Origin of the sequence: Nonomuraea rosea (assembly GCF_039539705.1) — a bacterium.
Lineage (GTDB): Bacteria > Actinomycetota > Actinomycetes > Streptosporangiales > Streptosporangiaceae > Nonomuraea > Nonomuraea rosea.
In genome coordinates, this window is the sequence record NZ_BAABDQ010000024.1 from 27,542 (window position 1) to 52,670 (window position 25,129).

The 25,129-nt window shown below is 72.1% G+C and carries 27 protein-coding genes; 13 read left to right on the forward strand and 14 right to left on the reverse strand.

Annotation, left to right across the window (positions count from 1 at the left end; genetic code table 11):
* The first annotated feature begins 8 nt into the window (after positions 1–8).
* Both lanL and ABEA43_RS40960 read left to right on the forward strand, forming a co-directional pair.
* The gene (lanL, locus tag ABEA43_RS40955) at positions 9–2,531 is read left to right on the forward strand and encodes a class IV lanthionine synthetase LanL (RefSeq protein ID WP_345570708.1); all 2,523 of its coding nucleotides are present in this window, start codon (positions 9–11) and stop codon (positions 2,529–2,531) included.
* A gap of 149 nt (positions 2,532–2,680) precedes the next feature.
* Positions 2,681–3,262: a dihydrofolate reductase family protein gene (locus ABEA43_RS40960; protein WP_345570710.1), complete on the forward strand. Its 582-nt coding sequence runs from the start codon at positions 2,681–2,683 to the stop codon at positions 3,260–3,262.
* Positions 3,263–3,534: 272 nt separating this feature from the next.
* On the opposite strand, the gene ABEA43_RS40965 is transcribed toward ABEA43_RS40960, so the two are convergent.
* Entirely contained in the window at positions 3,535–4,005 is a 471-nt protein-coding gene (locus tag ABEA43_RS40965) for an alpha/beta hydrolase fold domain-containing protein (protein WP_345570712.1), read from the reverse strand.
* A 467-nt stretch (positions 4,006–4,472) separates the two neighbouring features.
* Here ABEA43_RS40965 and ABEA43_RS40970 point away from each other — a divergent pair, with 467 nt between their 5' ends.
* Both ABEA43_RS40970 and pstS read left to right on the forward strand, forming a co-directional pair.
* Positions 4,473–5,162: a hypothetical protein gene (locus ABEA43_RS40970; RefSeq protein WP_345570713.1), complete on the forward strand. Its 690-nt coding sequence runs from the start codon at positions 4,473–4,475 to the stop codon at positions 5,160–5,162.
* Positions 5,163–5,228: 66 nt separating this feature from the next.
* Complete coding sequence (gene pstS, locus ABEA43_RS40975; RefSeq protein ID WP_345570715.1) at positions 5,229–6,293, forward strand: phosphate ABC transporter substrate-binding protein PstS; 1,065 nt, start codon at positions 5,229–5,231, stop codon at positions 6,291–6,293.
* Positions 6,294–6,308: 15 nt separating this feature from the next.
* Here pstS and ABEA43_RS40980 read toward each other — a convergent pair whose 3' ends face one another.
* From ABEA43_RS40980 to ABEA43_RS40990, 3 genes are read right to left on the reverse strand one after another with little or no spacing between them, the layout of a single operon-like run.
* The gene (locus tag ABEA43_RS40980; RefSeq protein ID WP_345570717.1) at positions 6,309–6,488 is read right to left on the reverse strand and encodes a CGNR zinc finger domain-containing protein; all 180 of its coding nucleotides are present in this window, start codon (positions 6,486–6,488) and stop codon (positions 6,309–6,311) included.
* Positions 6,489–6,538: 50 nt separating this feature from the next.
* A complete protein-coding gene (locus ABEA43_RS40985) occupies positions 6,539–7,321 on the reverse strand; it encodes a protein phosphatase 2C domain-containing protein (protein ID WP_345570719.1) in 783 nt (260 codons plus the stop codon).
* 59 nt (positions 7,322–7,380) lie between these two features.
* A complete protein-coding gene (locus ABEA43_RS40990) occupies positions 7,381–8,301 on the reverse strand; it encodes an RNA polymerase sigma-70 factor (protein WP_345570720.1) in 921 nt (306 codons plus the stop codon).
* 117 nt (positions 8,302–8,418) lie between these two features.
* Here ABEA43_RS40990 and ABEA43_RS40995 point away from each other — a divergent pair, with 117 nt between their 5' ends.
* Positions 8,419–9,162, forward strand: coding sequence for an SDR family NAD(P)-dependent oxidoreductase (locus ABEA43_RS40995; RefSeq protein WP_345570722.1), 744 nt, complete (start codon positions 8,419–8,421; stop codon positions 9,160–9,162).
* Here the strand turns inward: ABEA43_RS40995 and ABEA43_RS41000 are convergent.
* Both ABEA43_RS41000 and ABEA43_RS41005 read right to left on the reverse strand, forming a co-directional pair.
* Positions 9,131–10,414 (reverse strand): RNA polymerase sigma factor, encoded by a 1,284-nt coding sequence (locus ABEA43_RS41000; protein ID WP_345570724.1) that lies wholly within the window; start codon positions 10,412–10,414, stop codon positions 9,131–9,133. The two genes, ABEA43_RS40995 and ABEA43_RS41000, sit on opposite strands and share 32 nt — an antisense overlap.
* Positions 10,411–10,782 (reverse strand): YciI family protein, encoded by a 372-nt coding sequence (locus ABEA43_RS41005; RefSeq protein WP_345570726.1) that lies wholly within the window; start codon positions 10,780–10,782, stop codon positions 10,411–10,413. Before ABEA43_RS41005 ends, ABEA43_RS41000 begins: the two co-directional genes overlap by 4 nt.
* Before the next feature lie 224 nt (positions 10,783–11,006).
* Here ABEA43_RS41005 and ABEA43_RS41010 point away from each other — a divergent pair, with 224 nt between their 5' ends.
* Positions 11,007–12,500, forward strand: coding sequence for an MFS transporter (locus ABEA43_RS41010; RefSeq protein ID WP_345570728.1), 1,494 nt, complete (start codon positions 11,007–11,009; stop codon positions 12,498–12,500).
* 268 nt (positions 12,501–12,768) lie between these two features.
* Here ABEA43_RS41010 and ABEA43_RS41015 read toward each other — a convergent pair whose 3' ends face one another.
* A complete protein-coding gene (locus tag ABEA43_RS41015) occupies positions 12,769–13,830 on the reverse strand; it encodes a helix-turn-helix domain-containing protein (protein ID WP_345570730.1) in 1,062 nt (353 codons plus the stop codon).
* A gap of 115 nt (positions 13,831–13,945) precedes the next feature.
* On the opposite strand from ABEA43_RS41015, the gene ABEA43_RS41020 reads away from it, so the two are divergent.
* Together ABEA43_RS41020 and ABEA43_RS41025 are read left to right on the forward strand one after the other, a co-directional pair.
* Complete coding sequence (locus tag ABEA43_RS41020) at positions 13,946–14,596, forward strand: GntR family transcriptional regulator (protein ID WP_345570731.1); 651 nt, start codon at positions 13,946–13,948, stop codon at positions 14,594–14,596.
* Positions 14,593–15,312 carry a haloacid dehalogenase type II gene (locus ABEA43_RS41025; protein WP_345570733.1) on the forward strand — a complete coding sequence of 240 codons (720 nt, stop codon included), beginning with the start codon at positions 14,593–14,595 and terminating at the stop codon, positions 15,310–15,312. Before ABEA43_RS41020 ends, ABEA43_RS41025 begins: the two co-directional genes overlap by 4 nt.
* Before the next feature lie 13 nt (positions 15,313–15,325).
* Here ABEA43_RS41025 and ABEA43_RS41030 read toward each other — a convergent pair whose 3' ends face one another.
* A complete protein-coding gene (locus tag ABEA43_RS41030; protein WP_345570734.1) occupies positions 15,326–16,180 on the reverse strand; it encodes an oxidoreductase in 855 nt (284 codons plus the stop codon).
* Positions 16,181–16,249: 69 nt separating this feature from the next.
* On the opposite strand from ABEA43_RS41030, the gene ABEA43_RS41035 reads away from it, so the two are divergent.
* On the forward strand, positions 16,250–16,909 hold the full coding sequence (locus ABEA43_RS41035) for a helix-turn-helix transcriptional regulator (protein ID WP_345570736.1): 660 nt from the start codon (positions 16,250–16,252) through the stop codon (positions 16,907–16,909).
* 2 nt (positions 16,910–16,911) lie between these two features.
* Here the strand turns inward: ABEA43_RS41035 and ABEA43_RS41040 are convergent, their stop codons facing one another.
* On the reverse strand, positions 16,912–17,178 hold the full coding sequence (locus ABEA43_RS41040; protein ID WP_345570738.1) for a hypothetical protein: 267 nt from the start codon (positions 17,176–17,178) through the stop codon (positions 16,912–16,914).
* Positions 17,179–17,345: 167 nt separating this feature from the next.
* Between ABEA43_RS41040 and ABEA43_RS41045 the strand changes: the two genes are divergently transcribed.
* Positions 17,346–17,783, forward strand: coding sequence for a DUF6223 family protein (locus ABEA43_RS41045; RefSeq protein ID WP_345570740.1), 438 nt, complete (start codon positions 17,346–17,348; stop codon positions 17,781–17,783).
* Between the two features lie 78 nt (positions 17,784–17,861).
* Entirely contained in the window at positions 17,862–18,467 is a 606-nt protein-coding gene (locus tag ABEA43_RS41050; protein WP_345570742.1) for an NUDIX domain-containing protein, read from the forward strand.
* Here ABEA43_RS41050 and ABEA43_RS41055 read toward each other — a convergent pair.
* The 3 genes from ABEA43_RS41055 to ABEA43_RS41065 all read right to left on the reverse strand — a co-directional run bounded on the left by ABEA43_RS41055 (position 18,460) and on the right by ABEA43_RS41065 (position 21,150).
* On the reverse strand, positions 18,460–19,908 hold the full coding sequence (locus ABEA43_RS41055; RefSeq protein ID WP_345570744.1) for an MFS transporter: 1,449 nt from the start codon (positions 19,906–19,908) through the stop codon (positions 18,460–18,462). The two genes, ABEA43_RS41050 and ABEA43_RS41055, sit on opposite strands and share 8 nt — an antisense overlap.
* Before the next feature lie 95 nt (positions 19,909–20,003).
* Positions 20,004–20,450, reverse strand: coding sequence for an RrF2 family transcriptional regulator (locus tag ABEA43_RS41060; RefSeq protein ID WP_345570746.1), 447 nt, complete (start codon positions 20,448–20,450; stop codon positions 20,004–20,006).
* An 88-nt stretch (positions 20,451–20,538) separates the two neighbouring features.
* Positions 20,539–21,150: a TetR/AcrR family transcriptional regulator gene (locus tag ABEA43_RS41065; protein ID WP_345570748.1), complete on the reverse strand. Its 612-nt coding sequence runs from the start codon at positions 21,148–21,150 to the stop codon at positions 20,539–20,541.
* Between the two features lie 82 nt (positions 21,151–21,232).
* Here ABEA43_RS41065 and ABEA43_RS41070 point away from each other — a divergent pair, with 82 nt between their 5' ends.
* Together ABEA43_RS41070 and lexA are read left to right on the forward strand one after the other, a co-directional pair.
* Positions 21,233–22,363, forward strand: coding sequence for an FAD-dependent oxidoreductase (locus tag ABEA43_RS41070; RefSeq protein ID WP_345570750.1), 1,131 nt, complete (start codon positions 21,233–21,235; stop codon positions 22,361–22,363).
* Between the two features lie 238 nt (positions 22,364–22,601).
* Positions 22,602–23,210 carry a transcriptional repressor LexA gene (gene lexA, locus ABEA43_RS41075; protein ID WP_425570461.1) on the forward strand — a complete coding sequence of 203 codons (609 nt, stop codon included), beginning with the start codon at positions 22,602–22,604 and terminating at the stop codon, positions 23,208–23,210.
* Between the two features lie 338 nt (positions 23,211–23,548).
* On the opposite strand, the gene ABEA43_RS41080 is transcribed toward lexA, so the two are convergent.
* A complete protein-coding gene (locus tag ABEA43_RS41080) occupies positions 23,549–24,103 on the reverse strand; it encodes a hypothetical protein (RefSeq protein ID WP_345570752.1) in 555 nt (184 codons plus the stop codon).
* An 81-nt stretch (positions 24,104–24,184) separates the two neighbouring features.
* Positions 24,185–25,126: an RNA polymerase sigma factor SigJ gene (sigJ, locus tag ABEA43_RS41085; RefSeq protein WP_345570754.1), complete on the reverse strand. Its 942-nt coding sequence runs from the start codon at positions 25,124–25,126 to the stop codon at positions 24,185–24,187.
* Between the last annotated feature and the right edge of the window lie 3 nt (positions 25,127–25,129).

Here is a 25,129-nt window from a genome sequence, read left to right on the forward strand (position 1 = left end):
TTGCCGATATGAATGGCAGGGAAATCTACGCCGACGACACATGGGTAAGCGTGCACGCGCCGCTCGCCGATATTCCGGTGCAAGGCTGGAAAATTCACGTTTCCGCACGTCCCGGCACCCTCGGCGAAACGCTCGACCGCGCGCTGCCCGTCCTGCTCGCCGCCGGCTGCGACTTCAAGGTGGTGCGCTCCCCCGAGATGCTCAGGGAGCTCAACTCCGGCGACCTCGACGCGGGTGCGGTCGGCAAGGCCATCACGGCCTATCCCGCGCAGGACGCGGTCGTCGCGCTCGGGCACGCCCTCGCCGACGCCCTCACGGACATGCCCGCGCCGCGCATCGCCAGCGACCGTCGGGTACGGCAGGACGCGCCCGTCTACTACCGGTACGCGCCCTTCGCCCCTCGATACCGGGTGGACGACAACGGTGATTTCGAGCTCGTGATCATGGGCCCGGACGGTGCGGCGCTGCCCGGCGCCGCAGGTCCCGAGTTCTCCTGCCCACCCTGGGCCACCGACCCGTTCCGCCCATCGGAGCAGCCATCAGAAGAGGGCCCGGCCGGGGACGGCGAGCAGCCCGCGCGGCTGATCGGCAACCGCTACCGCCTCACCTCCGGCGTCGTGCGCGGCCCGCGCGGCAACGTCTACCGCGCCACCGGCCCCACCGGCCGCCGTGTGATCGTCAAGGAGGCCCGCGCCTACGTCGGGGAGAACACCGAGGGCTGGGACCTGCGCATGTATCTGCGCAACGAGCTTCGCGTGCTCAAGGCCCTGCGCGGCGTGGCGGGCGTGCCCGCGCCGATCGACCACTTCAGGCATGGCGCGGACGAGTTCCTGGTCATGACCGACGCGGGCAGCCTCGACCTCAACCGGTACGTCGGCGAGCAGGGCCTGTTCCGTGACGGCGGCGGCGAGCGCGACCTGGGCGCCCTGGCCGCGAACCTGCTGGCGGTGCTCGACGCGGTGCACGCCCGCGGCGTCGTGATCAGGGACCTCTCACCGAAGAACGTGGTGCTCGGCGACGACGGCCGCTGCACGCTGATCGACTTCGGCAACAGCAGGTACGACAGCCTGCAACTGCCCGGCTGGACCCGCGGCTACAGCGTGCCCGACCAGCGGACGGGCCGCGACTCAGAGCCGGCGGACGACTACTTCTCCCTGGGCGCGACCCTCTTCTTCGCCTGCGCAGGCATGAACCCGATCATGATCGACCCGGACAACGCCACGAACGCCGAACGTACGCTGGCGTGCCTGGAACGCATGTTCCCCGGCGTCACGACGGGCGTCGTGGGTCTGCTGCCGCGGCTCATGAGCCTCGACCCGGCGCGGCGCACGGAAGCCGCCGCCGACCTCAGATCCGGCCGCCTGGGCGGCGGGCCTGCTGACGTACGGCCCGTTCCGGCCGTCCGCTTCACCGGGGACCTGCTGTCACAGGTGCTGACGCGTACCACGCGCGAGTGCGCCCGCTTCGCCGAGAGCCTCATGGACGGCCCCGCCGATGCCCGCAGGTCGAGCCCGCCCGTCACGAACGTCTACGGCGGCTCGGCCGGAATCGGGATGGAGCTGCTGCACCACCCGGAGGCCAAGACCGTGGCCGCCGATCTGGCCCGGTGGACGGCGAGCGTCATGCCGCCCGCCGCGCTGCCGCCCGCGCTCTACTTCGGGCGTACCGGCACGGCGCTGTTCCTGACCGCCGCCCGCCTGACCGCCGTACCAGAGCTGGAGCCCCCGACACCCATCCTCCTGAACGGCGATCAGCGCGCCGACCAGGCGCACGGCGTGGCCGGGATCGGCGCCGGCCATCTGGCGCTCGCGGCGATCGAGCCCGGCTCCGGCCACCTCGCCGTGGCCACCGAGTGCGCCAGGCTGCTGATCGCGGGAGAGGTCACCGAGTCCGAGGACGCCGTGGCCCCGGCCCAGCCGGACACCGGCGTGGCCGTGGACGCCGCCTACGCGCACGGCGCGGCCGGCTGCACCGACTTCCTGCTCTCCTATCACGAGGTCACCGGCGATCAGGCGGCGGGCGAGGCGGCGCGAGAGCAGTTCGCGGAGCTGGCGGTGACGGCCGAGGCACTGCTCGGCGAGCTGGCCGGGCCGAGCGCCAGGCCGATGGGCGCCTCCTGGTGCCAGGGCATGTCGGGCATCGCGGGCGCGCTGGCGCACGCGGCCCAGGCGTACGGCGACGACCGCTATCTGGAGCTGGCCGAGCGCGGCGGACGGGCGTGCCTGGCCATCGCGCCCCAGGCGTGGGTGGTGTCGCAGTGTTGCGGGCTGGCGGGCATCGGCGAGTCGCTGATCGACCTGGCCATGGTGACCGGTGACGACGCCTATTGGCGCGGCGCCGAGGAGATCGTCGAGCTCATGCTGCTGCGCAGCGGCGGCGCGCCCGAGGCCCCCGTGTTCCCGGGCAACGACCTCGACAAGGCGGGGTTCACCTGGAGCACGGGGGCCTCGGGCGTCCTGTCCTTCCTGCGCCGCCTCGACCGCCGCGCGGGCGCCCGCCTCTGGACGTCCGCCTGGCGGCTGCCCGGTTAGGAGCTTTCCCCGACGTCCGATCCCTTGGCCCGGAGCGGCGATGAAGCCGGAATGAAGCAGCGACCTGCGAGCCTCCTGGCGGCTGGTCATGCCCCCTCATGACCACTAGATTGCCTGCCGAAGCCCGGAGTTCGGATCAAGGGGGTTCGATGTCTGGATCAGTGCTCTACATGTCGATGTCACTCGACGGGTACATCGCGGGTCCGAACGACGAACCGGGCAATCCCGGCGGCGACGGCTTCATCCGGCTGCACGAATGGGGCCTCACCCCGGACAAAGAGGCCCACCGTACGGACGGGGTGGCCGGCCGGCTGAACGAGGAGTACAACGCGACCGGCGCCGTCCTCGCGGGGCGGCGGACCGCGGAGCAGGCCGGCCACTGGGGCGGGGGTCATCACGGTGTCCCGACCTTCGTGCTCAGTCACCGGCCGCCCGGCCCGTCCGTCGCGGATCATCCGCTGGTGACGTACGTGACCGACGGGATCGCCAGCGCGATGGCCCAGGCGAAGGCCGCCGCCGGGGGGCGGGAGGTGCTGGTGCACGGCGCTTACACGGCGCAGCGGGCGCTCGAGGCCGGGCTGCTGGACGAGGTGCAGATCCATCAGGTCCCGGTGCTGCTCGGTCGTGGCCGCCGGCTGTTCGACGCCTTGCCGTCGCGGATCGAGCTGGAGATCGTCCGAGTGATCGACACGCCGGAGGCCACCCACATCCGCTACCGCGTCCGCCACTGAGCCGATCGGCCGGGTGGGCCAGCCGGGGGTCACAGACCCGGGTCGGTCAGCCCGGGGGCCACCGACCCCGTGGGTCCGCCCGGGGCCACCGACCCGCGTGGGCCAGCCCGAGGGGTCACGGACCCGGTGGGCCAGCCCGAGAGTCACGGACCCGGTGGGTCAGCACGGGGTTCACCGACCCGCGTGGATCAGCCCGGGGTCACCGACCTGCGTAGATCAGCCCGGGGTCACCGACCCGGGTGGGTCAGGCGGGGGTCACCGACCCGGGTGGGTCAGGCGGGGGTCACCGACTCGGCGCCGGTCCACTCCGCGACGCGGCGGAACAAGGTCGCCGCGGCGGGGAGCGTGGTCGCGTGGAAGGCGTGCGGCATGCCGTCGTAGACGTCGAGCCGGCAGCTCACGCCCGCGGCCGACGCGAGCCCGGCGAGCCGTCGCGCGTCGTCGAGCAGGAGCTCCCGCGCCCCCGCCGCGAGCAGGAGCGGCGGCAGCCCGCGCAGGTCACCGTACGCGGGTGACTGGGGCGCCTGGCCGGGATCGGCCCCGGCCAGGCAGTCCGCGCGGATCCGGTCGAGCGTGGCTCGGTCGAGGATGTCGTTGCCATCGCCGGCGCTGATCGACGGGCCGGCCAGGGTGAAATCGGATCGGGGACACCGCCACGGCCCGCCTGCGGCCGGCGCCGCCGGACCGCGACGGGAAAGCTCACGACGACCGCTATCGGCCAGGCCGACCAGGCGGGCCACCACGACGTCGGTCCCGGCGGATCGACGATGGCGTAGCCGACGATCAGCGTCACGGAGACCGCCGTCACCGCGTCCGCGACGTCTTTGCCGCCGCGCCGCCACCCAGCCCACTCCATGACGGAGAAGTTATCGCCTCGCCGGTCGTCCGGCATCTGACCACGGTCGGATATCGCATCCACCCCAGGTCGTACGGCTCGCCGGTCGAAGATGCGGCCTGAGCCAGACGCGCCTCCGCCGCGCTGCCCATCACCATGCTGATGCACCCGGCGTTCCGCGCCGGGACGCGCCGACGCCGGCGCCAGCGCCGACACCGACACCGACACCGACACCGACACCGACAGGATGGGCAGGACCAGATGACCATTGAGCTTCGCGGGCGAATCACACGCTGGCGACAGGCCGAAGCGGACCGGCGCGCCGGCAACGCAGCGGCCAACCTGGGCCGGCAACCGCCGTTTCCCGGACGCTGGGTGAGCGCCGTCGCGCTGATCGGCGGCCCGGCCCTGCTCATGGCCGGGATCCTCCTGCGCTCGCCGTTCCACTACTTCTTCCCTGATCAGCTCGCCGCCTACACCCGTCACCCAACCCTCATCACCGCCGCCTACGCCTGCTTCGCCACCGGGATCGTCCTGCTGTGGCCGGCGGTCATGGCGCTGGCGCAACGGATCGCCGCCACCAGCCCGATGTGGGCGCTGTGGGGCGGTTGCCTGGTGATCGTCGGCCTGTTCACCCGGACCTTCCAGTTCGGCACCGATCACCTGGCCTTTCACCTGACCGACAGCTTCGGCCTGCAAGCGATGATCGACGGGATCGACGACTACTACCTGGCCTGGCGGGACACGCGCTGGCACCCGTTCAGGACGCTCTCGGGACCGGCGTTCCTCGGCTGGGTCGTGCTGGCCGTCGGCGCCTACCGCTCCGGCGCCCTGGGGCTGGGCCGCTCGATCGCGCTCGGCCTGATGTCGGCGCTCGCGCTCGGGACGCTCAAGGGCACCGAACCGCAGTCGATCATCGCCGCGGCCGGCCTCTGCGTCGCGTTCGTCCCCCTGGGTGTCTCCTTGATCCGCGGTGGCCCGCCACCGACCAGGCGCGCCCTCCTGTGGCTCGTCGTCCTCATCGTCTGGCACATCGCCGGCACGCTCTACGGGCCCAGGGGCTGAGGACACGGGCCAGGAGTTTGACGGATGGTGAACTTCCGCTGAATGATCGCTTCATAGGCTTGGCGGGTGGCAAGAGTGACATGGACGGCGGCTTTGGTCGTTGCTCTCACCTTGGCCGCCTGCGTCATCGGCTTCGGCAGTGCCGTGCTGCTGACGCGTGAGGACGTGAGCGAGAGCCCGCCGATCTCCGCGTCGATCTCCGGTTCGGGGTCGAGCGCGCAGAAGGGCGCCATGGACGCCTGGCGTGCCGAGTTCCACCGGATTCACCCCGGTCTGCGGATCGATTACGAGGCCAACGGATCGGGGGCCGGCATTCGCGACTTCATCGACGGCAAGACCGCGTTCGCCGGCTCGGACGTGCCGATGCGATCGGACGAACGGGCGCTCGCCGACAAGCGCTGCGGCAACCGGGCGGTGCATCTGCCCATGGTGGTGGGTCCGATCGCGCTGGTCTACAACCTGCCCACCGTGCCGGATCTGAAGCTCTCCCCCGTCACCGTGGCCGGCATCTTCAGCGGGCGGATCAACCGGTGGGACGATCCGAAGATCGCCGCCGACAACCGCGGCGGGCTCCTGCCGCACACCGAGATCAGCCTCTTCCACCGCTCCGACAACTCGGGCACGACCCACAACGTCACCTCCTACCTGAAGGCGGCGGGCCACTGGCCGCACGCGCCGTCCACCACCTGGACCGGCGCCGGGGAGGGTGTGACCGGCTCCGTGGGGATCACCCACGCCGTCAAGTACACCCCGGGTTCCATCGGGTACGTGGAGTACGGCTTCGCCAGCAACTCCCACCTGCTCACCGCCAAGGTGCGCAACGCCGCCGGCCAGTTCGTGGCGCCCTCGCCCGACAGCGCCACCAAGGCGATGGAAGGCGCCAGGAGCGTCGGGGGCGACGATGACCTGGTGGTGGCGTTCGACTATCTGACCAAGGGAAAGGGCGTCTACCCCATCGTGCTGGTCACGTACGAGATCGCCTGCTCCAGGAACTCCGACCCGCTGGTGCGGGCCTTCCTGAACTACACGGCCGGCGACGCCGGCCAGTCCTACCTTCCTCTGTACGGCTACGCGCCGCTCCCGCAGGGCCTGCTCGCCAAGGTGCGCCACAGGCTGGGCGTCACGAGCTGAACGAGAGCACGGCGATCACGCGTCGGTGGCCCGCCGGGCGCGGAGAGCCCGGAGCTTGTGGCGGTTGCCGCAGCGCTCCATCGCGCACCAGCGCCGGGCGCCGGGACGGGACGTGTCGACGAACACCAGCGGGCAGTCGTCGCTCGCGCATTCCCTGATGCGCCCGGAGAACGGCCCGGACAGCAGCTCGATCATCTCCCGCGCCCCCGTAATACGGCGCCCCCGGACGGGCGCGCCGCCGGCGGTCAGGCCGCGCCGAGGTCGGTGCAGTACGCGATCGTCGCGTCGTCCGCCGCGACCCCGTCGCGCGCCTCCGCCTGCCGGACGCGACGGATGATCTCACCGGGCCCGCTCGACGCCAGCACGGCCATGACCTCCGGCCAGCCGGCGAGCCCGAAGCGGTCCTCGATGCGGCTCGCCCCGTTGCTGAGCAGGACGGCGCCGGTCAGCTCGGCGATCGGGCAGCTTCCGGTGATCGCCTCGTCCGCCGCCCCCGGGTCGTCCTTGGCCAGCCAGAAGCCACCCGGCTGATTCCGGTTGGCGCGCAGGTCCCGCAGAATCCGCTGGTACTCGTCGCCGCCTCGGGCGGCGGCCGCCAGCGCGGGCTCGTACGACCGGCTGATGATCACCTCCCGGGGATCGGAGACGACGAGCGGCGTACCGTCCGCCCTGTCGAGCACGAGGACCGAGTCCCCGAGCACCAGGTACTCGGCGAGGCCGCCGGACAGGCGCAGGACGGCCACGGTCGCCGACGGGCTGATGGGGTCGGCGACGTCACAGGTGTCCCGGTGCGCGTCCGTCACCTGCTCGATGGCCTCGGCCAGCAGGGCGGGAAGGCCGCGGTCCCCCACGGATGCCAAGAGGCCGAGCAGGCCGCCTCCCAGGCGGGCGGCGTACCAGGCGACGCCGTGGCGGCAGGTCGATTCGCTGCCGGGGATGCCGGCGCCGTCGATCAGCACCGCGGCCGCGGGCAGGGCGCCGGTGAAGTCCTCGTTCGGGTGGTCGGTCCGCTTCGGAACGCTCGTCATGGTCACCCGCATGTCCCGGCGCCACTCCCTCCGATCAGGAAGTTGATCATAACAACGGGTCAGGTCTGCCGGCGGCGAAGCTGGTTCTTCTCACGGATGATCGCGTGCGCGTCCGCGACGGGACCCAGGTGCCCGAGCTTGTCGGGGTTGACCACCGAGCGGATGGACTGGACGCGTCCGTCGAGGATGTCGAGCGTCCAGACGGAGACGACCTTGCCGTCGCGGTCGCGGATGATCGCGCCCGGCCGGCCGTTCACCTCGCGCGGCTCCACTATGACGCCGATCTGGGCGAACGGCGTCACGGCGATCATCAGCACCCGGACGATCCGGTCGACGCCGAAGATGGGGCTCGTACCACCGATCTTGCCGGCGCCGTCGTTGACCAGCTGAGCGTCGGCGGCCAGGAGGTCGCGCAGCCCGTCGACGTCCCCTCCCTTGAGCGCGTCGAAGAATCGCTCGGCGAGCTCGGCCCGCTTCGTCCGGTCGGTCTCGAACCGCTGACGGCCGTCCTGCATGTGGTGGCGGGCCCGTGAGGCGAGCTGGCGGCAGGCCGCCTCCGAGCGGCCCACCGCGGAGGCGACCTCCGCGAACTCGAACCTGAACACCTCCCGGAGCACGAAGACGGCGCGTTCGAGCGGGCTGAGCCGCTCCAGCAGCAGCAGCGCCGCCATCGACACCGAGTCGGACAGCTCCGCGGCGCGTTCGGGGTCCTGGTAGGGGTCGGTGAGCAGCGGCTCGGGGAACCACGGCCCGACGTACGCCTCACGGCGGACCCGGGCGGAGCGCAGCACGTCGATCGAGATCCTGGTGACCGTCGCCGAGAGGAACGCCTTGGTGGACTGCGGCTCCGTCGAGGTCGCCGCGTAGCGCAGCCAGGTCTCCTGTACGGCGTCCTCGGCCTCGGTCACGCTGCCCAGCATCCGGTAGGAGATCGAGAACAACAGCGGTCGCAGTTCTTCGAATTCTGTCTCTCGCGCCATCTCAACCCGTCCTTCGTGCCCCGACGTCCCGAAGGCTAGCGCAGCTCCCACCCGGTCCGGATGGTGAGGTCGGTCACCTCATGTCACAACAGGGCCGGGCACCTCGTCTCAGGGGGCATGACGAACACGGAACAGACCTCGGTGCTGATCACCGGAGGCAACAAGGGACTCGGCTTCGAGGCGGCCAGGCGGCTCGGCGAGCTGGGCTGGACGATCTTCCTCGGCTCGCGTGACGAAGGCCGGGGACGGGCGGCCGCCGGCAAGCTGGCCGACGGTGGCGCGAACGTGATCCTCGTCCCGCTGGACGTGACCTCGGAGGAGTCGGTGGCCGACGCCGTACGGCTCGTCAGCAAGCACACCGACCGGCTGGACGTGCTGATCAACAACGCCGGCGCGCCGGGGACCATCGTCGCGCCCGCGGAGGCGACGGCCGGCGACCTCCACGCCGTCTACGACACCAACGTGTACGGCCCGATCAGGGTCACGCACGCGTTCCTCCCCCTGCTGCAGGCGGCGGACCAGCCGCGGGTGGTGATGGTGTCCAGCGGCGGCGGCTCCTTCGCGGTCGTGACCGACCCGGACCAGCCCGTCTCGAAGATGCACGAGCTCGCCTACAGCTCCTCGAAAGCGGCGCTGAACATGATCACCGTCCGGTACGCCCAGGCGCTCCCGGGGATCAAGTTCAACGTCGCCACCCCCGGAGAGGTCGCCAACCGCAAGTTCGCCGCCACCGACATGAACCATCACACCGGCGAGCTGACGGTCACCGAGGGCACCGACTCGATCGTCCGGCTCGCGACGATCGGCGCCGACGGGCCGACCGGGATCTTCATCGATCGCCTCGGCCCCGTGGCCTGGTGACGCGGTGAGCGCTGTCCCTGGCCTCTCGTCCCGGCGCCTTCGACAAGGCCACGGCGGCGGCCCGGGACTCCAGGTAGCGCTGCTCGGCGATGCTGGCGGTGGACCTCGCGGCCCGGCGGTAGAGCTCGTACGCCCCGGCCGGGTCGCCGGCCTTCTCCAGCAGATGCGCCCGTACCGACAGCAGCCGGTGATGCCCGGCCATCCGCTCGTCACCGTCCAAGGTGGACAGCAGGGCCAGCCCTGCCTTCGGGCCCTCGGTCTCGGCGAGCGCGACGGCCCGGTTGAGGGTGACCATCGGGTTGGGCGCGATCCGTTCCAGGATCAGGTAGAGCGCGTGCACCTGCGGCCAGTCGGTCGCCTCGGCCGTGGCCGCGTCGGCGTGCGTGGCGGCGATGGCCGCCTGCAGCTGGTACGGCCCCAGCTCCGGGCCGGCCAGCGACGCCTTGACCAGCGCGATGCCCTCGTCGATCAGCCCGCGGTCCCACCGGGCACGGTCCTGCTCGTCCAGCGGCACCAGGTCCCCGGCCGCCGTCGTCCGGGTCTCCCTGCGGGCGTCGGTCAGCAGCATCAGCGCGAGCAGCCCGGTCACCTCGCCGTCCTCGGGCAGTTGCGCGTGCACCATCCTGGCCAGCCGGATCGCCTCGTGCGCGAGGTCGGCGCGGTGCAGCTCGCTGCCCGATGAGGCGGTGTAGCCCTCGTTGAAGATCAGGTAGAGCACGTGCAGGACGACGCGCAGCCGCTCCTCGCGCTCCGCGCCGTCCGGCAGGGCGAACGAGCTGCCGGACGCCTTGATGCGCTGCTTGGCCCGGCTGATCCTGGCCGCCATCGTGGCCTCCGGCACCAGGAACGCGCGGGCGATCTCGGCGGTGGTCAGGCCGCCGACCGCCCGCAGCGTCAGTGCGGTCTGGGAGGCCGCGGTCAGCGTCGGATGGCAGCACAGGAACAGCAGGATGAGCGTGTCGTCGGTGTCCGGCACGTCCTCGGGCACCACCTCGGCGGCCGTCGCCGACTCCCGCTCGCGGCGCGCGTGGTCACTGCGCATCTGGTCGATGAGCCGCCGGGACGCGACGGTCGTCAGCCAGCCGCGCGGGCTGCCCGGCACCCCCTCGGCCCGCCACTGCACGGTGGCGGCGAGGACGGCCTCCTGCACGGCGTCCTCGCACCCTTCGAACTGGCCGTACCGGCGTACCAGCGCGCCGAGGACCTGCGGCGTGAGCTCACGCAGCAGGTCCTCGATGGATTGTGCGGTCATGCCTCCAATTGTCCGTCAGCGAACATCACCTGCCGCACCTCGATCCCCAGGCCCTCGATCGCGGCGTCCGGGATCTGCGCCGCCAGCTCGATCGCCCGGTCCTTGTCCTCGCAGTCGATCAGGTAGAAGCCGCCCAGATATTCCTTCGCCTCCAGGAAAGGGCCGTCGGTCACCACCGGCTGGCCGTTGCGCACGGACACCACGGCGGCCTGCGACGGATCGACCAGCGCCTGCGTGGTGATCAGCTCACCGGACTCCTTCAGCGCCTCGATGAACCTGCCGTGGCCCTCACCGATCGCCGCCTTCTCCTGGTCGGTCAGCGCGTCCAGCACGGCCGGGTTGATATGCATGCTGATCAGGAACTTCATCTCGTACCCCTCGTGGTTCGCGGGCCCCGGCCGGGGCCCTTCACCCGGTTGGTCGGAGCCGCCGCCGCCGTCTTGACATCCCCCGGCGAAAACCTACCCACGACTTTTCGCCGTCCCGTCGCCCGGCCGCGAGGACGCGGGAAATTCCGTCCGCAGCGATGTCAAGAAGCTTCCGGCCGCTCCGACCAACGGGCGAAACGTCGAGAGAACAGGAAGTTTTCGATATGCGACTCAACCGGGCATGGCTGGGACTGGCCCTCCTCATGCTGCCGACATTCCTCGTCGCGGTGGACATGACGGCATTGCTCCTCGCGCTCCCCCAGCTGAGCGCCGGCCTGGGCGCCACCAACGTCGAGCAGCTGTGGATCAGCGACGGCTACGGGCTCATGGTGGCCGGCCTGGTCATCACGATGGGCACGCTCGGCGACCGGATCGGTCGCCGGCGGCTGCTGATGATCGGCGGAGCGGCGTTCGCGGTGCTGTCGATCGTGGCCGCCTTCGCGTCCAGCCCGCTGATCCTGATCGTCGCGCGGGCGCTGCTGGGCATCGCCGGCGCGACCCTGGCGCCGTCCACGCTCGCCCTGATCACCAACATGTTCCAGGACGGGCGGCAGCGCGGGCAGGCCATCGCGATCTGGGCGGCCTGCCAGTTCGCCGGGGGCGCGCTCGGGCCTGTGCTCGCCGGGCTCCTGCTGCAGCACTTCTGGTGGGGATCGGTGTTCCTGGTCGCCGTGCCGGCGATGGCGTTGCTGCTGCTCGCCGGGCCGTTCCTGCTGCCGGAGTTCCGCAGCGGCCAGGCCGGCCGGCTGGACCCGGCCAGCGTCGGGCTGTCGCTCGTGGCGGTGCTGTCGATGGTCTACGGCGTCAAGCAGCTGGCCGTCGAGGGCGTGTCCGTGGTGTCGGCGGTGGCCCTCGTCGCCGGCGCGGCCATCGGAGTCCTGTTCGTACGCCGGCAGCTGCGGCTGGAGACGCCGCTGCTGGACCTGCGGCTGTTCCGCAACCGCCCGTTCTCTGCCGTGCTCGTCGCGCTGGTGTTCGCCGGCGTCGCCATGGCCGGCACGGGCCTGCTGGTGACCCAGTACCTGCAGAGCGTGCTGGGCTTCTCGCCGGTCGAGTCGGCGCTGCTGTTCGCGCCCATGGGCCTGGGCACGGCGGTCGGCACCATGGCCGCGCCCGCGCTGGCCCGGCGGATGAAGCAGACGACCGCGATCGCCGGCGGGCTGGCCGGATCGGCGCTGGGCAGCCTGCTGCTGGTCGCCGTGGACGGCGCCGGCGCCCTGCCGCTGGTGATGATCGGCATCACCGTCCTCGCACTGGGCACCGGCCCGCTGTTCGCGCTGGGCACCGGGCTGGTCGTGGGGTCCGTGCCGCCGGAGCGCGCCGGCTCGGCGGCGTCGATCTCGGAGACCGGCAACTACTTCGGCGGTTCGCTCGGCTTCGCGCTGCTCGGGGTGGTGGCCGCGGTGGTCTACCGCAGCCGGATGGACGGCACGTCCGACTCGCTGGCCGGCGCGATCGCCGCCAGCGGGCGCCTTCCCGCCGATCAGGGCGCGGAGCTGCTGGACGCCGCGCGGCAGGCGTTCACCGCGAGCCTGCACGTCACCGGCGTCGTCGCGACGGTCATCTTCGCCGGGCTGGCCGTCCTGGTCCTGACCATGCGCCCGGAGACCAGGACCGCCCCGGCCGGGCTGCCCGGCTACGAGGAGAGCCGCGCCTGATCGGCCCCCGGGAGGGCGGCGTGCGGGCGAGCGTGCCCAGCTTTTCCCGGCCGTCTCCGGCCGGGAAAAGTCAGGGCAGGGCTACGAGCGGCTCACTGCCCTCCCCGCGGCTCGAAGATGCCACTCGCCCTGGCTCGCGCCGACCGCAGCGGGCGCGAACCCGGGCCAGTGACGACGAGCCGGCGAGGAGGGACTTCCGCACCGGAAGTGCGGGCCCCGTGATGAGCTCGCCGAAGCGCTGGCGGGTACCAGCATCGGCGCAGCGCCGTCAGACCGCGAGGGTGTTTCGGCGTCCGCCGAAAGACGCCGGTCCGCGGGCCGGGTGCCCCGCGAGCAGGCCGGTGCCCAGGTCGGTGGGATGGTGCAGCACCAGGTTGATCTGCCGGACGCTGACGATCAGGTTGGCCTGGCGGAGCACGTGGGCGTGCTCGCTGGCCGTGGACACCGAGACCCCTGCCTGGCGGGCCAGCTCGCTGGTGCTGCAGCCCGGCGCACGCGCGATGCAGCTCAGGATCTCCGCCCGTGTCCGCCCCAGCAGCGCCACCAGGGCGTCGCCCGTGGCGGCGGGGCTCGCGGCGGCGCGGCGCGGAAGCGGACAGACCAGGACGGGCGGCAGCGCCGGATCCACCAGCGCCACCGGGCGGCCCCGGCAGAAGTATGACGGGATCACCGTCAGTCCCCGCCCGCCAAGCCGGATATCCCGGTCCAGGCCGGGCGGATAGTCGACCTCCAGCACGGGAGGGCGCCAGCGCACCACCGGCGTCAGGTGGGCGAGCAACTGCTCGGCGCCGCCCTCGACCAGGTGCCGTAACAGGATGGCGCGTTCATGGGCGAGGGCCGATTCCGCCTGCGGCCAGCGCGGCGTGAGCACCGCGTCGCGGTAGCCGGCCACGAGCCGCCCGAGCCGCTTCATGGCCCGGGCATCTCCGCGTGCGAGGTCCGTCAGCTCCGCGGAGGGCAGGCCGGCCTCGCGGCGCAGCAGCTCCATCTCGGCCCGCACCCGCCTTCTGGGCGTCTCCGAGAGCGCCTGCAGGGCCTGCTCGTCGCCCAGCTGGGCTTCGATCGGGGTGAGGAAATCGGGGAAGTACGGCCCCCGCGGGGCAAGAGGCAGCAGCACCGAGCGAACCGACGCCAGCAGACCGCTCTCGGTCAGCCGGGCACGGGTCTGCCGCCGCCAGAGCCCCATCGCTCCGCCGCCGTCGCGGGCCTGCAGCCGGTGCAGGCTGCCCACCAGCTCCCACAGCAGGTCGGTGCGGGTCGCCACCCGCGTGAGCGCGAGGTCTTCTGAGGTGAAGACGATCCTGAGGACGCCGCCGGAACGAGGTGGCATGTCATTCCCTTCCGGTGGATGACCTTCGCAAGTGCCCCCTCGATGCCAAGACTGCCACGAATGCGAGCGATCCGCGCGCTAGGTGCATGCCTGTCTAGCTGTTATACAGGTAATCATGCCGATCCAGCCGGTTACGGTGGCGGACGCCGTCGCTGACGAGCTGCGCCGCCGCCTGCTGTCCGGGCACTACCGGGGCGGCGAACAACTGCGCGACACCGACCTGTCGCAGGAGTTCGGGGTGGCGCGGCCCACGGTGCGCGCGGCCGTGCAGACGCTGGTGGCGGACGGCCTGCTCGAACGCGGGCGCGGGCGCAGCGCGCAGGTCCGGTCGTTCACCGCCGAGGACGCGATCGACCTGTGCCGGCTGCGCCGCCCGATCGAGACCGCCGCGGTCGAGCTGGTCATGTCGCAGGCCCGGCCGCTGGCCGGCGTGGAGGTCGCGGCGCGGCAGTTCGCCACGCTGGGCGACGACGTCTCGTGGGACGTGGTCGCCGGTCATGACGTGGCGTTCCACCGGGCCGTGTTCGTGGCCGCGGGCTCGGCCCGCCTGCTGCGTACCTTCGATGAGCTCAGCGCCGAGCTGCGCCTGCTCATCGCTCAGCTCCACCCGAGCTACGGCAGCGTCGCCGACCTGGCGCACGAGCACGAGGTGCTGCTCGCGGCGCTGCGCTCCGGCGACTTCCAGCGGGTCAAGGCCGCCTGGAACGAGCACTTCGACGACTCTGAACGGTTCTTCCTCGACCTCATCCAGGAGCGTGCACGGTGAACTTCGGCGACTTCGACGCCCTCAGCTTCGACTGCTACGGGACCCTCATCGACTGGGAGAGCGGCATCGCGGCCGTGCTGCGCGAATGGGCCGGGGCGCACGGGCTCCGGATGACCGGCGAGCAGTTGCTGGCGGCGTACTCGGCGCACGAGGCGCAGGCCGAGGCCGACCACCCCGGCGACCTCTACCCGCGGATCCTGGCGCGGGCGATGCGCGGCCTGGGTGCGCAGCTCGGCGTGCCGGTCGGCGACGACGAGGCCGAGCGGCTGGCGGTCTCCGTGCCCGACTGGCCGGCGTTCCCCGACTCGGCCGAGGCGCTCGAACGGCTTGCGCGCCGGTACCGGCTCATCATCCTGTCCAACGTGGACCGGGCCTCCTTCGCCGGCTCGAACAAGCGCCTCGGCGTCACCTTCACCAGCATCCTCACCGCCGAGGACATCGGCTCCTACAAGCCGTCCCCCCGCAACTTCGCAGCGCTGCTGCACGAGGCCGGGCGGCTCGGGGTGGCCGAGGGCAGGCTGCTGCACGTGGCGCAGAGCCTGTTCCACGACCATGTCCCGGCCAAGGCTGCGGGCCTGCCGACCGTGTGGATCAACCGCCGTCACGACAACCCGGGCGGGGGTGCGACGCCGGCCCCGTCGGCCGACGTCACCCCGGACCGGACCTACCCGTCCATGCGCGCGTTCGCGGACGCGGTCGACGCCGAGAACACCTGACCGCTGCGGCTGCTCAGGATTCGAGCTCGGCCAGGTCCTCTCCGGTGAGGTGGATCTCCGCCGCGGCCATGTTCTCCTCCAGGTGGCCGATCGAGCCGGTGCCGGGAATGGCGAGGATCGCCGGGGAGGTGGCGAGCAGCCAGGCGAGCGCCACCTGTGCCGTGGTGGCGTCGTGCCGCTCGGCGACCCGGGACAGGCGGGCCGGGTCGATCGGGTTGCGCCCTCCGCCGAGCGGGAAGAACGGCACGAACGCGATCCCGGCGGCGGCGCAGACGGGCAGCAGCTCGGCCGCGCCGCGGTCCTGCACGTGGAAGCTGTTCTGGACGGCGGCCACCGGGGCGATGGCGCGGGCCTCGGCGAGCTGGGCGGCGTCGATGTTGCTCACGCCGAGGTGCCGGATCAAGCCCTCCTGGCGCAGTCCGGCCAGGGCCTCGAAGCGTTCGGCGAGCGACTCGCCGCCCGGCCCGCCCATGCCGCCGACCCGCAGGTAGACCAGGTCGAGGCGGTCCACCCCGAGGCTCGTCAGGTTCTCCTCGACCAGGGCGCGCAGCTGGCCGGGCCCGGCCTGCCCGCTCGGCATGCCCTGGTCGTCCCGCAGCGGCCCGACTTTGGTGGCGATGACCAGCCCGGCGGCGTACGGGTGCAGCGCCTTGCGGATCAGCTCGTTCGCGGCGACGTCCTCGTGGCGGTAGAACCACGCGGTGTCGATGTGGTTGACGCCCAGCTCGACGGCCCTGCGCAGGACCGCCATCCCGGACTCCGGGTCGCGGACCGGGCTGGTGAAGGCCTTCCTCGGCAGGCGCATGGCGCCGAAGCCGAGCCGGCGTACCGGGAGATCGCCGCCGAGCTGGAACATGGTCTCTGTCATGACCTCAGCCTCGCCGATCGGGTGCTCCTGGCTCAAAGCGGTGGCAGGAAGCTGCCATACACTGAGGCCGTGGTCATCACCGTACGTGGCGAAACGGAGCTCGTGGCCAGGGCCGGGCACCTGTTCGCCACGGTCAAGGACGAGTTCGTGTGCGCGGCGCGCGATCTGAACACCTGGGGTCAGCCCGAGGCGCGCGAGGCGGTCAATCGGCGGGTGAGCGCGGTCGGGCACGTCGCCTTCACCGTGCGCAAGCTGCTCACCCCGGCCGCGCTCGCCGACGAGGACGGGCGGCGGCACCTCCGGCAGATCATCGCGCGCGGCGCTCAGGTGCGGATCAGCGCCTCCCCGCTCCCCTGTGAGACGATCGTCATCGACCGGTCGTTCGCCATCCTCGCCGAGGCCGTGCCCGCGTCCGGCGGGCCGAGGGAATACACCGTGACCAACACGCCGTCCGTGGTGGGCGGCGTCTGGTCGCTGCTCGAAGCGGCGTGGCAGGCGGCCACCGGCTTCGACGACTACCTGCGCTCCGACAGGCCGCAGCTCGACGCCGGCGGCCGGGCGGTGCTGCGGATGCTCGGCGACGGCCACACGGACGAGTCCGCGGCCCGGCGGCTGGGCCTGTCGCTGCGCACCTACCGGCGGCGGGTGGCGGAGCTGCTGGCCGTGCTCGAAGCGGGCTCCCGCTTCCAGGCCGGGGTACGCGCCGGAGAGCTCGGCCTCACCGGCTGACCTCAAGGCGTACGGCGGTGCGCGCGGAGGAGTCCGGCCTCACCGGCCTCAGGACGTAAAGCCTCCTCGGGCAGCGCCGGGTCGGCCCAGGACCCGTGCCGGGGCGGCGTCCAGTCGTGCGCGAAGGGGCCTTGCCGGGCCTCGATCAGCCCGACGACTTCCTGGCGCGCTTCGGCGACCCGGCGGTGAACGTGATCGTCGACCAGGCCGAGCCGCCTGCCGTGCCGGTATTCGTCCTCGTCCTTCCAGCGGTGCCGCGAAAGGTCCACGCCACCGGCTACCGCACCCGCAGTAGGTTTCCCGGCTCCTGCCGCAGCCGTCGCAGGCGGCTGCGGCGTCGGCGGCAGCGCGAAGTGCATCCGCCTGCGGGACGATCGGCGGCGGGCCGTGCGGACATCATCAGGTGACGTCCAGTCGCAGAGAGAAGGAGCCCCTCATGTCCGTCCGTCGCCTGCTCGCCGCCGCCGCAGCCGCCCTGCTCGGAGGCCTCGTGCTCGCCGCACCGGCAGCCGCGCACGTCCTGGCGCCGCCGCCCGACGTCGGTGCCTACGCCTTGACCGCCGGGCGGCTCTGGTCCATCGTGGCCGCGCTGCTGGGGCTGGCCGGCGTGGTCGTCGGCGGGCTGGCCCTGGCCCGCTCCGCCGGTCGGATCGGCGCCGGCAACGGGCGGAGGGGGGCGGTCGTGGCCTTGGTGGCGGGGCTGGCCGGCGCGGTCGGCGGCGGGCTGATCGTGGCCGCCGCCGAGGGTGGTCCCGGCACCGGCTACGGCATCGTCGGGGGCTATGTGGCCCTGGTGGTGGGGCTGCTCGCCATGGTCATCGGCGGGCTGGCCCTGGCCCGCTCCCGCCGCACGGGCTCTCCGGCCGGCCGGTGACCGATCAGCATCGGCCCGGGCCTACGCGGCCACCGCTCGTCACGATCTGAGGGACCGGGTCCTGGCATCATGAGGACCGTGATCGCCGTTGACGCCTTGGACGTTCCCGACCGGCCTCTTCGCAGCCGGCTGATCGAGCTGCTGGCGGGTGTCGAGCCCTGGGACGAGCAGGAGCGTACGCACCTCGCCACGGTCGCGGAGTGGGTCGCGAGCGGGGCTCAGCTCTGGCGGACACGAAAGCCCGACGTTCCCCCGATGCATCTGGTCAGCTACTTCGTGGCCTTCGATGAGGCCCGCTCGGAGCTGCTGCTGGTCGGTCACCGTGCGGCCGGCCTCTGGCTCCCCAGCGGCGGCCACGTCGAGCCGATGGAGGATCCATGGGATGCCGTCGTGCGCGAGTGCGCCGAGGAGTTGCACGTACCGGCCGTCCCGTCGGCGGTCTCCGGCGAGAAACCGTTCTTCGTGACCGTCACCCGAACGCGGGGGCACGGACAGCACACCGACGTGTCGTTGTGGTTCATCCTGCGGTCGGCGGCGGGCGACGTCGTCTCCTTCGACGAGGGTGAGTTCGAAGCGATCAAGTGGCTGTCGCTGCCGCAGGTCCTCGCCGAGCCCGGAGACGCTCTCGACCCTCATATGCACCGTTTCACCAGCAAGCTGATAGCTGCCCTGGCCCTCACGTAGCCGCCGTCGTGGGTGGCGAGCCCGGTCCGGACGGCGCCGCCGCGGGACGCATCCGGTACGCGCCGATCAACGCGAGGACGACGACCACCGCCATGGCCAGGAAGGCGTCGGAGAAGGCGGCGCCGTCCTGAGCGGAGTGCAGCGGGTTGACGGCGCCGCCGCCGCTCTGCTGCCTCGCGCTCACCAGGACACCGAACAGGGCCGGCCCGGTGCCGGCCCCGAGGAACTGGGCCCCTTGGAGGATCCCCACGCCGATGCCGACCTGATCGGGCGGCAACGCGCCGGCCGCGGCGCTGATGATCGGGGTCATCACGAAGATGAAGCCGACGCTGAGCCCGAGGATCCCGGCCCCGGCCTGGATCACCGACGGGCCTCCGGCGACCGCCGACAGGAACACGGCGAACAGTCCCATGACCGCCAGCCCCGTCAGTACCAGAGGCCGGGTGCCGACGCGGTCGGCGAGGCGGCCGATCAACGGCGAGACGACGGCGACGGCGACCCCCGCCGGGATCATGACCAAGGCCCCCTCCCCCGGGCCGAGGCCGTTGACGTCGACCAGCAGCAGCGGGACGAAGACCAGGGCGCCGAGGTTGACGATCATGGCCAGGAACGCGACGACGACCGCGGCCCGGTAGACCCGGTTGGTGAACAGCGCAGGCGGGACGAACGGCTGCGCGACGCGCACGGTGCGCCACCCGAAGAGCGCGATGGCCGCGACCGCCACGGCCAGGCTGACCCAGGACGAGGGTGCGGCCAAGCCGGCGACCTGCGCCTGGGTGATGCCGAACAGGACCAGCCCGGCCCCGGCGCCCAGGAGGATGCCGCCGGGAAGATCGAACCGGTCCGCACCCGCGGGGGCCTCGCCCGGCAGCACGCGCAACGCGGCGGGGAGCAGCGCCAGCGCGACCACGAGCATGAGCCAGAACAATCCGGGCCAGCCGATGAGCTGCCCGATGCCGCCGCCGACGGCCGGTCCTGCGGCGGTGCCGATGCCCGCGGCCGCGGAGAGCACGCCGATCCCCATCCCTCGCTTGTCCGCCGGCAGCAGCCTGGTGACGGCGATGATCGAGAGCACCGGTATCGCGGCCGCGCCCACCCCCATCACGATGCGCCCGAGCACGAGGACGAGAAGCTCCGGCGCGAGCGCGCAGATCAGGCTTCCCGCGGCGTAGGTCAGGAGGGCGAAGCAGAACAGCCGCCGCAGGCTCACCCGGTCGGAGATGCGGCCGTAGAAGGGGATGCCGATCGAGAACATCAGCAGGAAGCCGGTGACGACCCACGCGATTTCCGCCTCGGACGCGCCGAACTGCGTTCCGATCGCCGGGAGCACGAGATTGACCATGTCGCTGGCGATGACCGTGGCGAGCATGGCCGGCATGAGCACGGCCAGCAGGGCCGGGCCTGAGCCGGTTCGTTCGGTTGTGGGCGGTGCTGAGGTCATTTCGGGGCATCCTCCGTACGGCATTTACTGCCACTGTCGTAGTTACAGTTTGGGGAAAAGAGAGCGGCGGAGGGCTTGCCTCCGCCGCCGTTCGGCTAGCGTTCCCGGGACGCGAGCTCGCGTTCCCTCTCCAGCACCTGGTGGAGCAGATGAGCGATGGTCGTCCGGCCGAGCCGCTCTTCCATGGCCCGTTCGGCGTCCTGGAACTCCGTATCGAGCAGGGCCTGCATGTGGCGGCCGACCTCGCACGCCTCACTGGCCGGATGGGCGTGCCGCGAGAGGACCGGCCCTGCCTCGACGGCCGCGTAGGCGTCGTGGAGGGTGATCTCGCGCGGGGCGCGGGCGAGGGTCCAGCCGCCGTGCCGTCCCTCGGTGGACCACACCAGGCCGGCGTCCCGCAGGCTGCCGAGGATGCGCCGCACGAGGACCGGGTTGCTCGCCAGGCTGTCGGCGATCTCCGCGGAGGTCAGCGACTTCTCGCCCCAGCGCGCCAGCAAGGTGAGCGCGTGAATCGCGACCGCACTCCGGCTGCTGAGACCCATCCTGCCCCCTTCTCGATCGAACTGTAACGAGACTAGTTGCAGTTCGGTCGGCCGTCAATCTCACGCCGGAGAGCGCGGCAGCGACGTGTCATCGGTCCGGCGGGGTGAGCAACGGCATGAGGATGGCGTCGACGATCCTGGCCAGCTCCGCCCCGGCCGGGGGCTCGCCGGTGAGCAGGAACGTCTGGATGACCAGGGCGGGGCCGGTCCGGGCGATCAGCGGGACCGGCGCGCCGGCGGTGATCGCGCCGCGCGCGGCGGCCTGGTGCAGGGTGGCCTCGATGAGGCGCAGCCGGGGCTCGATGACCCGGACGACGAAAGCCTGCCTGAGCTCCGGGTGGCGGAGCAGGTCGATCATGACGTCCAGGCCGGGGCGGGCGGCCTCGCCCGCGAGGGCCTCGGCCATGATCGTGAGGGCGGCGAGCAGATCGTCCCGGATCGAGCCGGTGTGGGCGACCTCGCGGGCGGGGGGCAGCGTGCGGAGCAGGGCTTCGAGCACGAGGTCCTTCTTGGCCGGCCAGCGCCGGTAGAGGGCGGCCTTGCCGGTCTGCGCGCGCCGCGCCACCCCTTCCATGGTCAGGCCGCTGTAGCCGGCGGCCGCGAGCTCCTCCATGGTCGCCTGGTAGATCGCCTGCTCCAGGGCGGCGCCGCGGCGGCGGGTCTGCGTCGCCGCCGGCTCATGTGCTCTGCTCTCTGCCACCTCGCAATAGTAGACGCTTGCGTCTCTAACTCTGCAGGGACACAATAGGGAACGCGAACGTCTACTAAATTGGTGGTGGAGCATGACCACACTGACGGCGACGGTCTGCGTGGCCGGATGCGGGCCCGCCGGCGCGGTCCTGGGGCTGCTGCTCGCCCGGGCCGGGGTGGAGGTGGTGGTGCTGGAGAAGCATGCGGACTTCCTGCGCGACTTCCGCGGCGACACCGTGCATCCGTCCACGATCGAGGTTCTGGACGAGCTGGGGCTGGCCGACCGGTTTCTCGCGTTGCCGCATCACAAGGTGTCGACGGTCGGATTCGTCCGCGACGGCCACCGGCTGGACCTGGCCGACTTCTCCACCCTTGGGCTGCGATATCCGTACATCGCGTTCGTCCCGCAGTGGGACCTGCTGCACCTGCTGGTCGGCGAGGCCGCCCGCCACCGGAATTTCCGCCTGCTCATGCAGGCGGAGGCGTACGACGTCGTGCGCGACGGCGGCCGCGTCGCCGGGGTGCGGTTCCGCGGCCCGGACGGCGACCACCAGGTGCGGGCGCACCTGGTGGTGGCCGCGGACGGCCGGCACTCGGCGGTGCGCCGGGCGGCCGGTCTGCGTCCGCGCGAGTTCGGGGCGCCGATGGACGTGCTGCAGTTCCGGCTCACCCGCCGCGACACCGACCCGGACGAGGGCTACCACCTGCGCATGGCGGGCGGCAGATCCGTCGCGGTGATCAACCGTGGCTCCTACTGGAACATCGCCTACATGATCCGCAAGGGCGGGTACGAGGAGCTGCGGCGGGCCGGGATCCAGCCGCTGCGCGACGACGTCGCCGGCCTCGTCGGCTTCCTCGCCGATCGGGTCGGCGAGCTCACCGGCTTCGACGACACCAGATTCCTGGAGGTCCGGCTGAACCGGTTACGCCGCTGGCACGCGCCCGGGCTGCTGCTGATCGGCGACGCCGCCCACGCCATGTCGCCGATCGCCGGCGTGGGCATCAACCTCGCGGTACAGGACGCCGTCGCCGCCGCGAACCTGCTCACCCGGCGCATCCAGCAGGCGCAGGCCACCGGCGAGCCGATCGCCGGGCGGGCGCTGGCCGCGGTGCGACGGCGCAGGCGTACGCCCACCGTGGCACCCAGGCGCTGCAGCGCACCGCCCAGCGATTCGGCATCGACCGCGCGCTGCGCGGCCACGCCGCCCCCGACTACCGCGTGATCGCCCGGATCCCTCTCGTACGGGCGCTGATGAGCCGCCTGCTCGGCGTGGGCATCCGGCCGGAACACGTACGCCTGCCGCCCGATCCGCCGCGATGACCACCTGAACGGCCTGATCGTCACATCACCGAGCCCGAAGCCAGGACACGCCGCGGGCTCGGCGGGGCGTGCCAGCCTCTAGCATTTCGCAGGTGACCACCTACGACCATGATGCGTTCGAGTACCTGGACTTCTCGGCCCTGCCGCAACGCCAGCAGCGAATCCTCGCCACGATTCGGGACTGGGTGGTCAGGTACGGATATCCGCCCAGCACCCGCGAGATCGGCCACGCGGTGGGGCTGCGGTCGTCCTCGTCGGTGTCGAAGCACCTGAAGAGCCTGGAGGAGAAGGGGTTCCTCCAGCGGAGCAGCACGATGACCCGGCCGATCGACGTGCGGTTGTTCCTGCGGGGCTCGGCGCCGGAACAGTCCAGCAGCCTGGTGACCGTGCCCGTGGTCGGAGACATCGCCGCGGGCACGCCCATTCTGGCCGACGAGCACATGGACGACACGCTGATCCTGCCCCGCGACCTCACCGGGCGCGGCACCGTGTTCGGCCTCCGGGTGCGCGGCGATTCGATGATCGACGCCGCGATCTGCGACGGTGACATCGTGGTGATCCGGCAGCAGCCCGAGGCGCATTCGGGGCAGATCGTCGCCGCGATGATCGACGGTGAGGCCACCGTCAAGGTGTACCGCCGGCGCGACGGGCACGTGTACCTCGAACCCCGCAATCCCGCCTACGACGTCATCGACGGCGACGACGCCGTGGTGCTGGGCATCGTGGTCTCGGTCCTGCGCAGCGTCTGAGCGCTGGGTCTGAGCGCCGGGGCGGGGGCTTACCGAGGGCAACAGGGCCGGCGCGAGGGCCAGGACGCAGCCGACCGATGTTCCCACCGTGTGGAGGAGTGCCATGGCGCATTCTTCGGTCCGCAGCCCGTCAGGGCGCCGCCGCGGCTGGTGGCTCACCGTGCAGCGAGCAAGAACCTCTATTGGGCCATGCAATGGGGTGAGACAGCCGTCTATCTGACGCTTGCCCTGGCGCTGACCGGGATCGCCTACCTGGCTATACGACGCCGCGCCTGACCGGACCGTCCCATGGCGGCCGGTGTGGACGGTGGCGGCCAGTGTGGATCGTGGTCCGGTTGTCAGCCGCCGTCCTCGGCGTACCAGGTGGTGGCGCCCGGCGCGTCGGTGGCGCGGCTCCAGCCGAGCGGGCCGTCGAGCCGGAGGACGTCGTCGGCCCACGCCTGGGCCACCTCGTCCGTGGCGATCCGCGGCCTGGCCGCCCAGGACACCTCGCCGAGCAGCCGCCACCCGCCCGGATGGCGGTAGAGGGCGTACCGCTCCACCAGCAGGCCGCTCGTGGTGTGCCAGCCGCCGGCCGGATCGGCCTCGTCGAGGAGCCGCCAGGGCAGCAGCCTGCTCGCGACGAGCCGGCGGGTGGCCCACGCCTTGGCGGCGCGGTCGGACAAGTGGTCCGCGCTGCCGGCGAGCAGGGTGCCGACGACCAGATGGCTCCGCTGCCGGCGCAGTACGCGGACGACGGCCGTCTCGACGGGAGGCGGCGCGATCCGAATGTGCGGAGCCCGGCCAAAGCCGATCGGCTGGGTGTCGGCCGACCTGATGTCACCGGCTCGGCCGTCGGGCAAGGCGACGATCGGGTTCGGCATCGTGGCCGTGGAGGGACCGGAATGTGGCACGCCGTTCACCATAGGGCCAAATGTCCCCGCGGTCATGCCGATCGCCCTTCGTCGCCCTGCCCGGCCCAATCCGGGCCGGGGTCACCCGGGAAGGTCTGCGTCCGTCCAGGGCCGGAGCTTCTCGGGGTTGCGTACCGCCCAGATGCGCTGGATCCGGTCGCCCGCGAGGTCGAACGCGGCCACCGTCACGGTGACGCCGTCGTGCTGGGCCACCAGACCAGGCTGTCCGTTGACCGTACGCTCCAGGATCGCCAGGCTGGGGGCCCGGCCGGCGAGATTGACCAGGTAGCGGGCGATCTGCTCGCCGCCTTCGATGGGGCGGAGCACGGCGCTGGCCAGGCCACCGCCGTCGACGACCATCGTGGTGCCCGGGTCGAGGAGGCCGACGAGGGCGTCGATGTCCCTGGCCTCCCAGGCCTGCCTGAACTCCCTGACGACACCGGCCTGCGCGGCCGCCGGAGCGGCCGGAGCCGCGGGAGGCTGCGACGCGCGGATGCGGCGGCGGGCCGAGGAGGCGAGCTGGCGGCAGGCCTCCGGCGTACGGCCGACGATCTCGGACACCTCGGCGAAGGGGTAGCGGAAGACGTCGTGCAGGATGAGCGCGACGCGTTCGGCCGGGGTCATCGATTCGAGCACGACGAGGAAGGCCATGTTGACGGACTCGTCGAGGGTGACCCGATCGGCCGGGTCGGCCGGGGCGCCGCCCCACCGTCCGCTGATCCACTCCGTACGGTCAGGCAGCGGCTCGGGGATCCATTCGCCGACATAGTTCTCGCGCCGGGCCCGTGCCGAGCCGAGCAGGTCGAGGCAGATGCGGCTGGCGACGGTCGTCAGCCAGCCGCCCGGGGACGCGATGTCCTCCTGCTGCTGCCGGGACATGGCGTACCAGCGGACATACGTCTCCTGTACGACGTCCTCCGCGTCGGCCAGGGAGCCGAGGAGCCGATAGGCGAGATTGATCAGCTGACGCCGCTCGCTCATGATCGCGCTCAGGCCGTCTCCTGGCTCGGTTCGGGTGGTCATGGT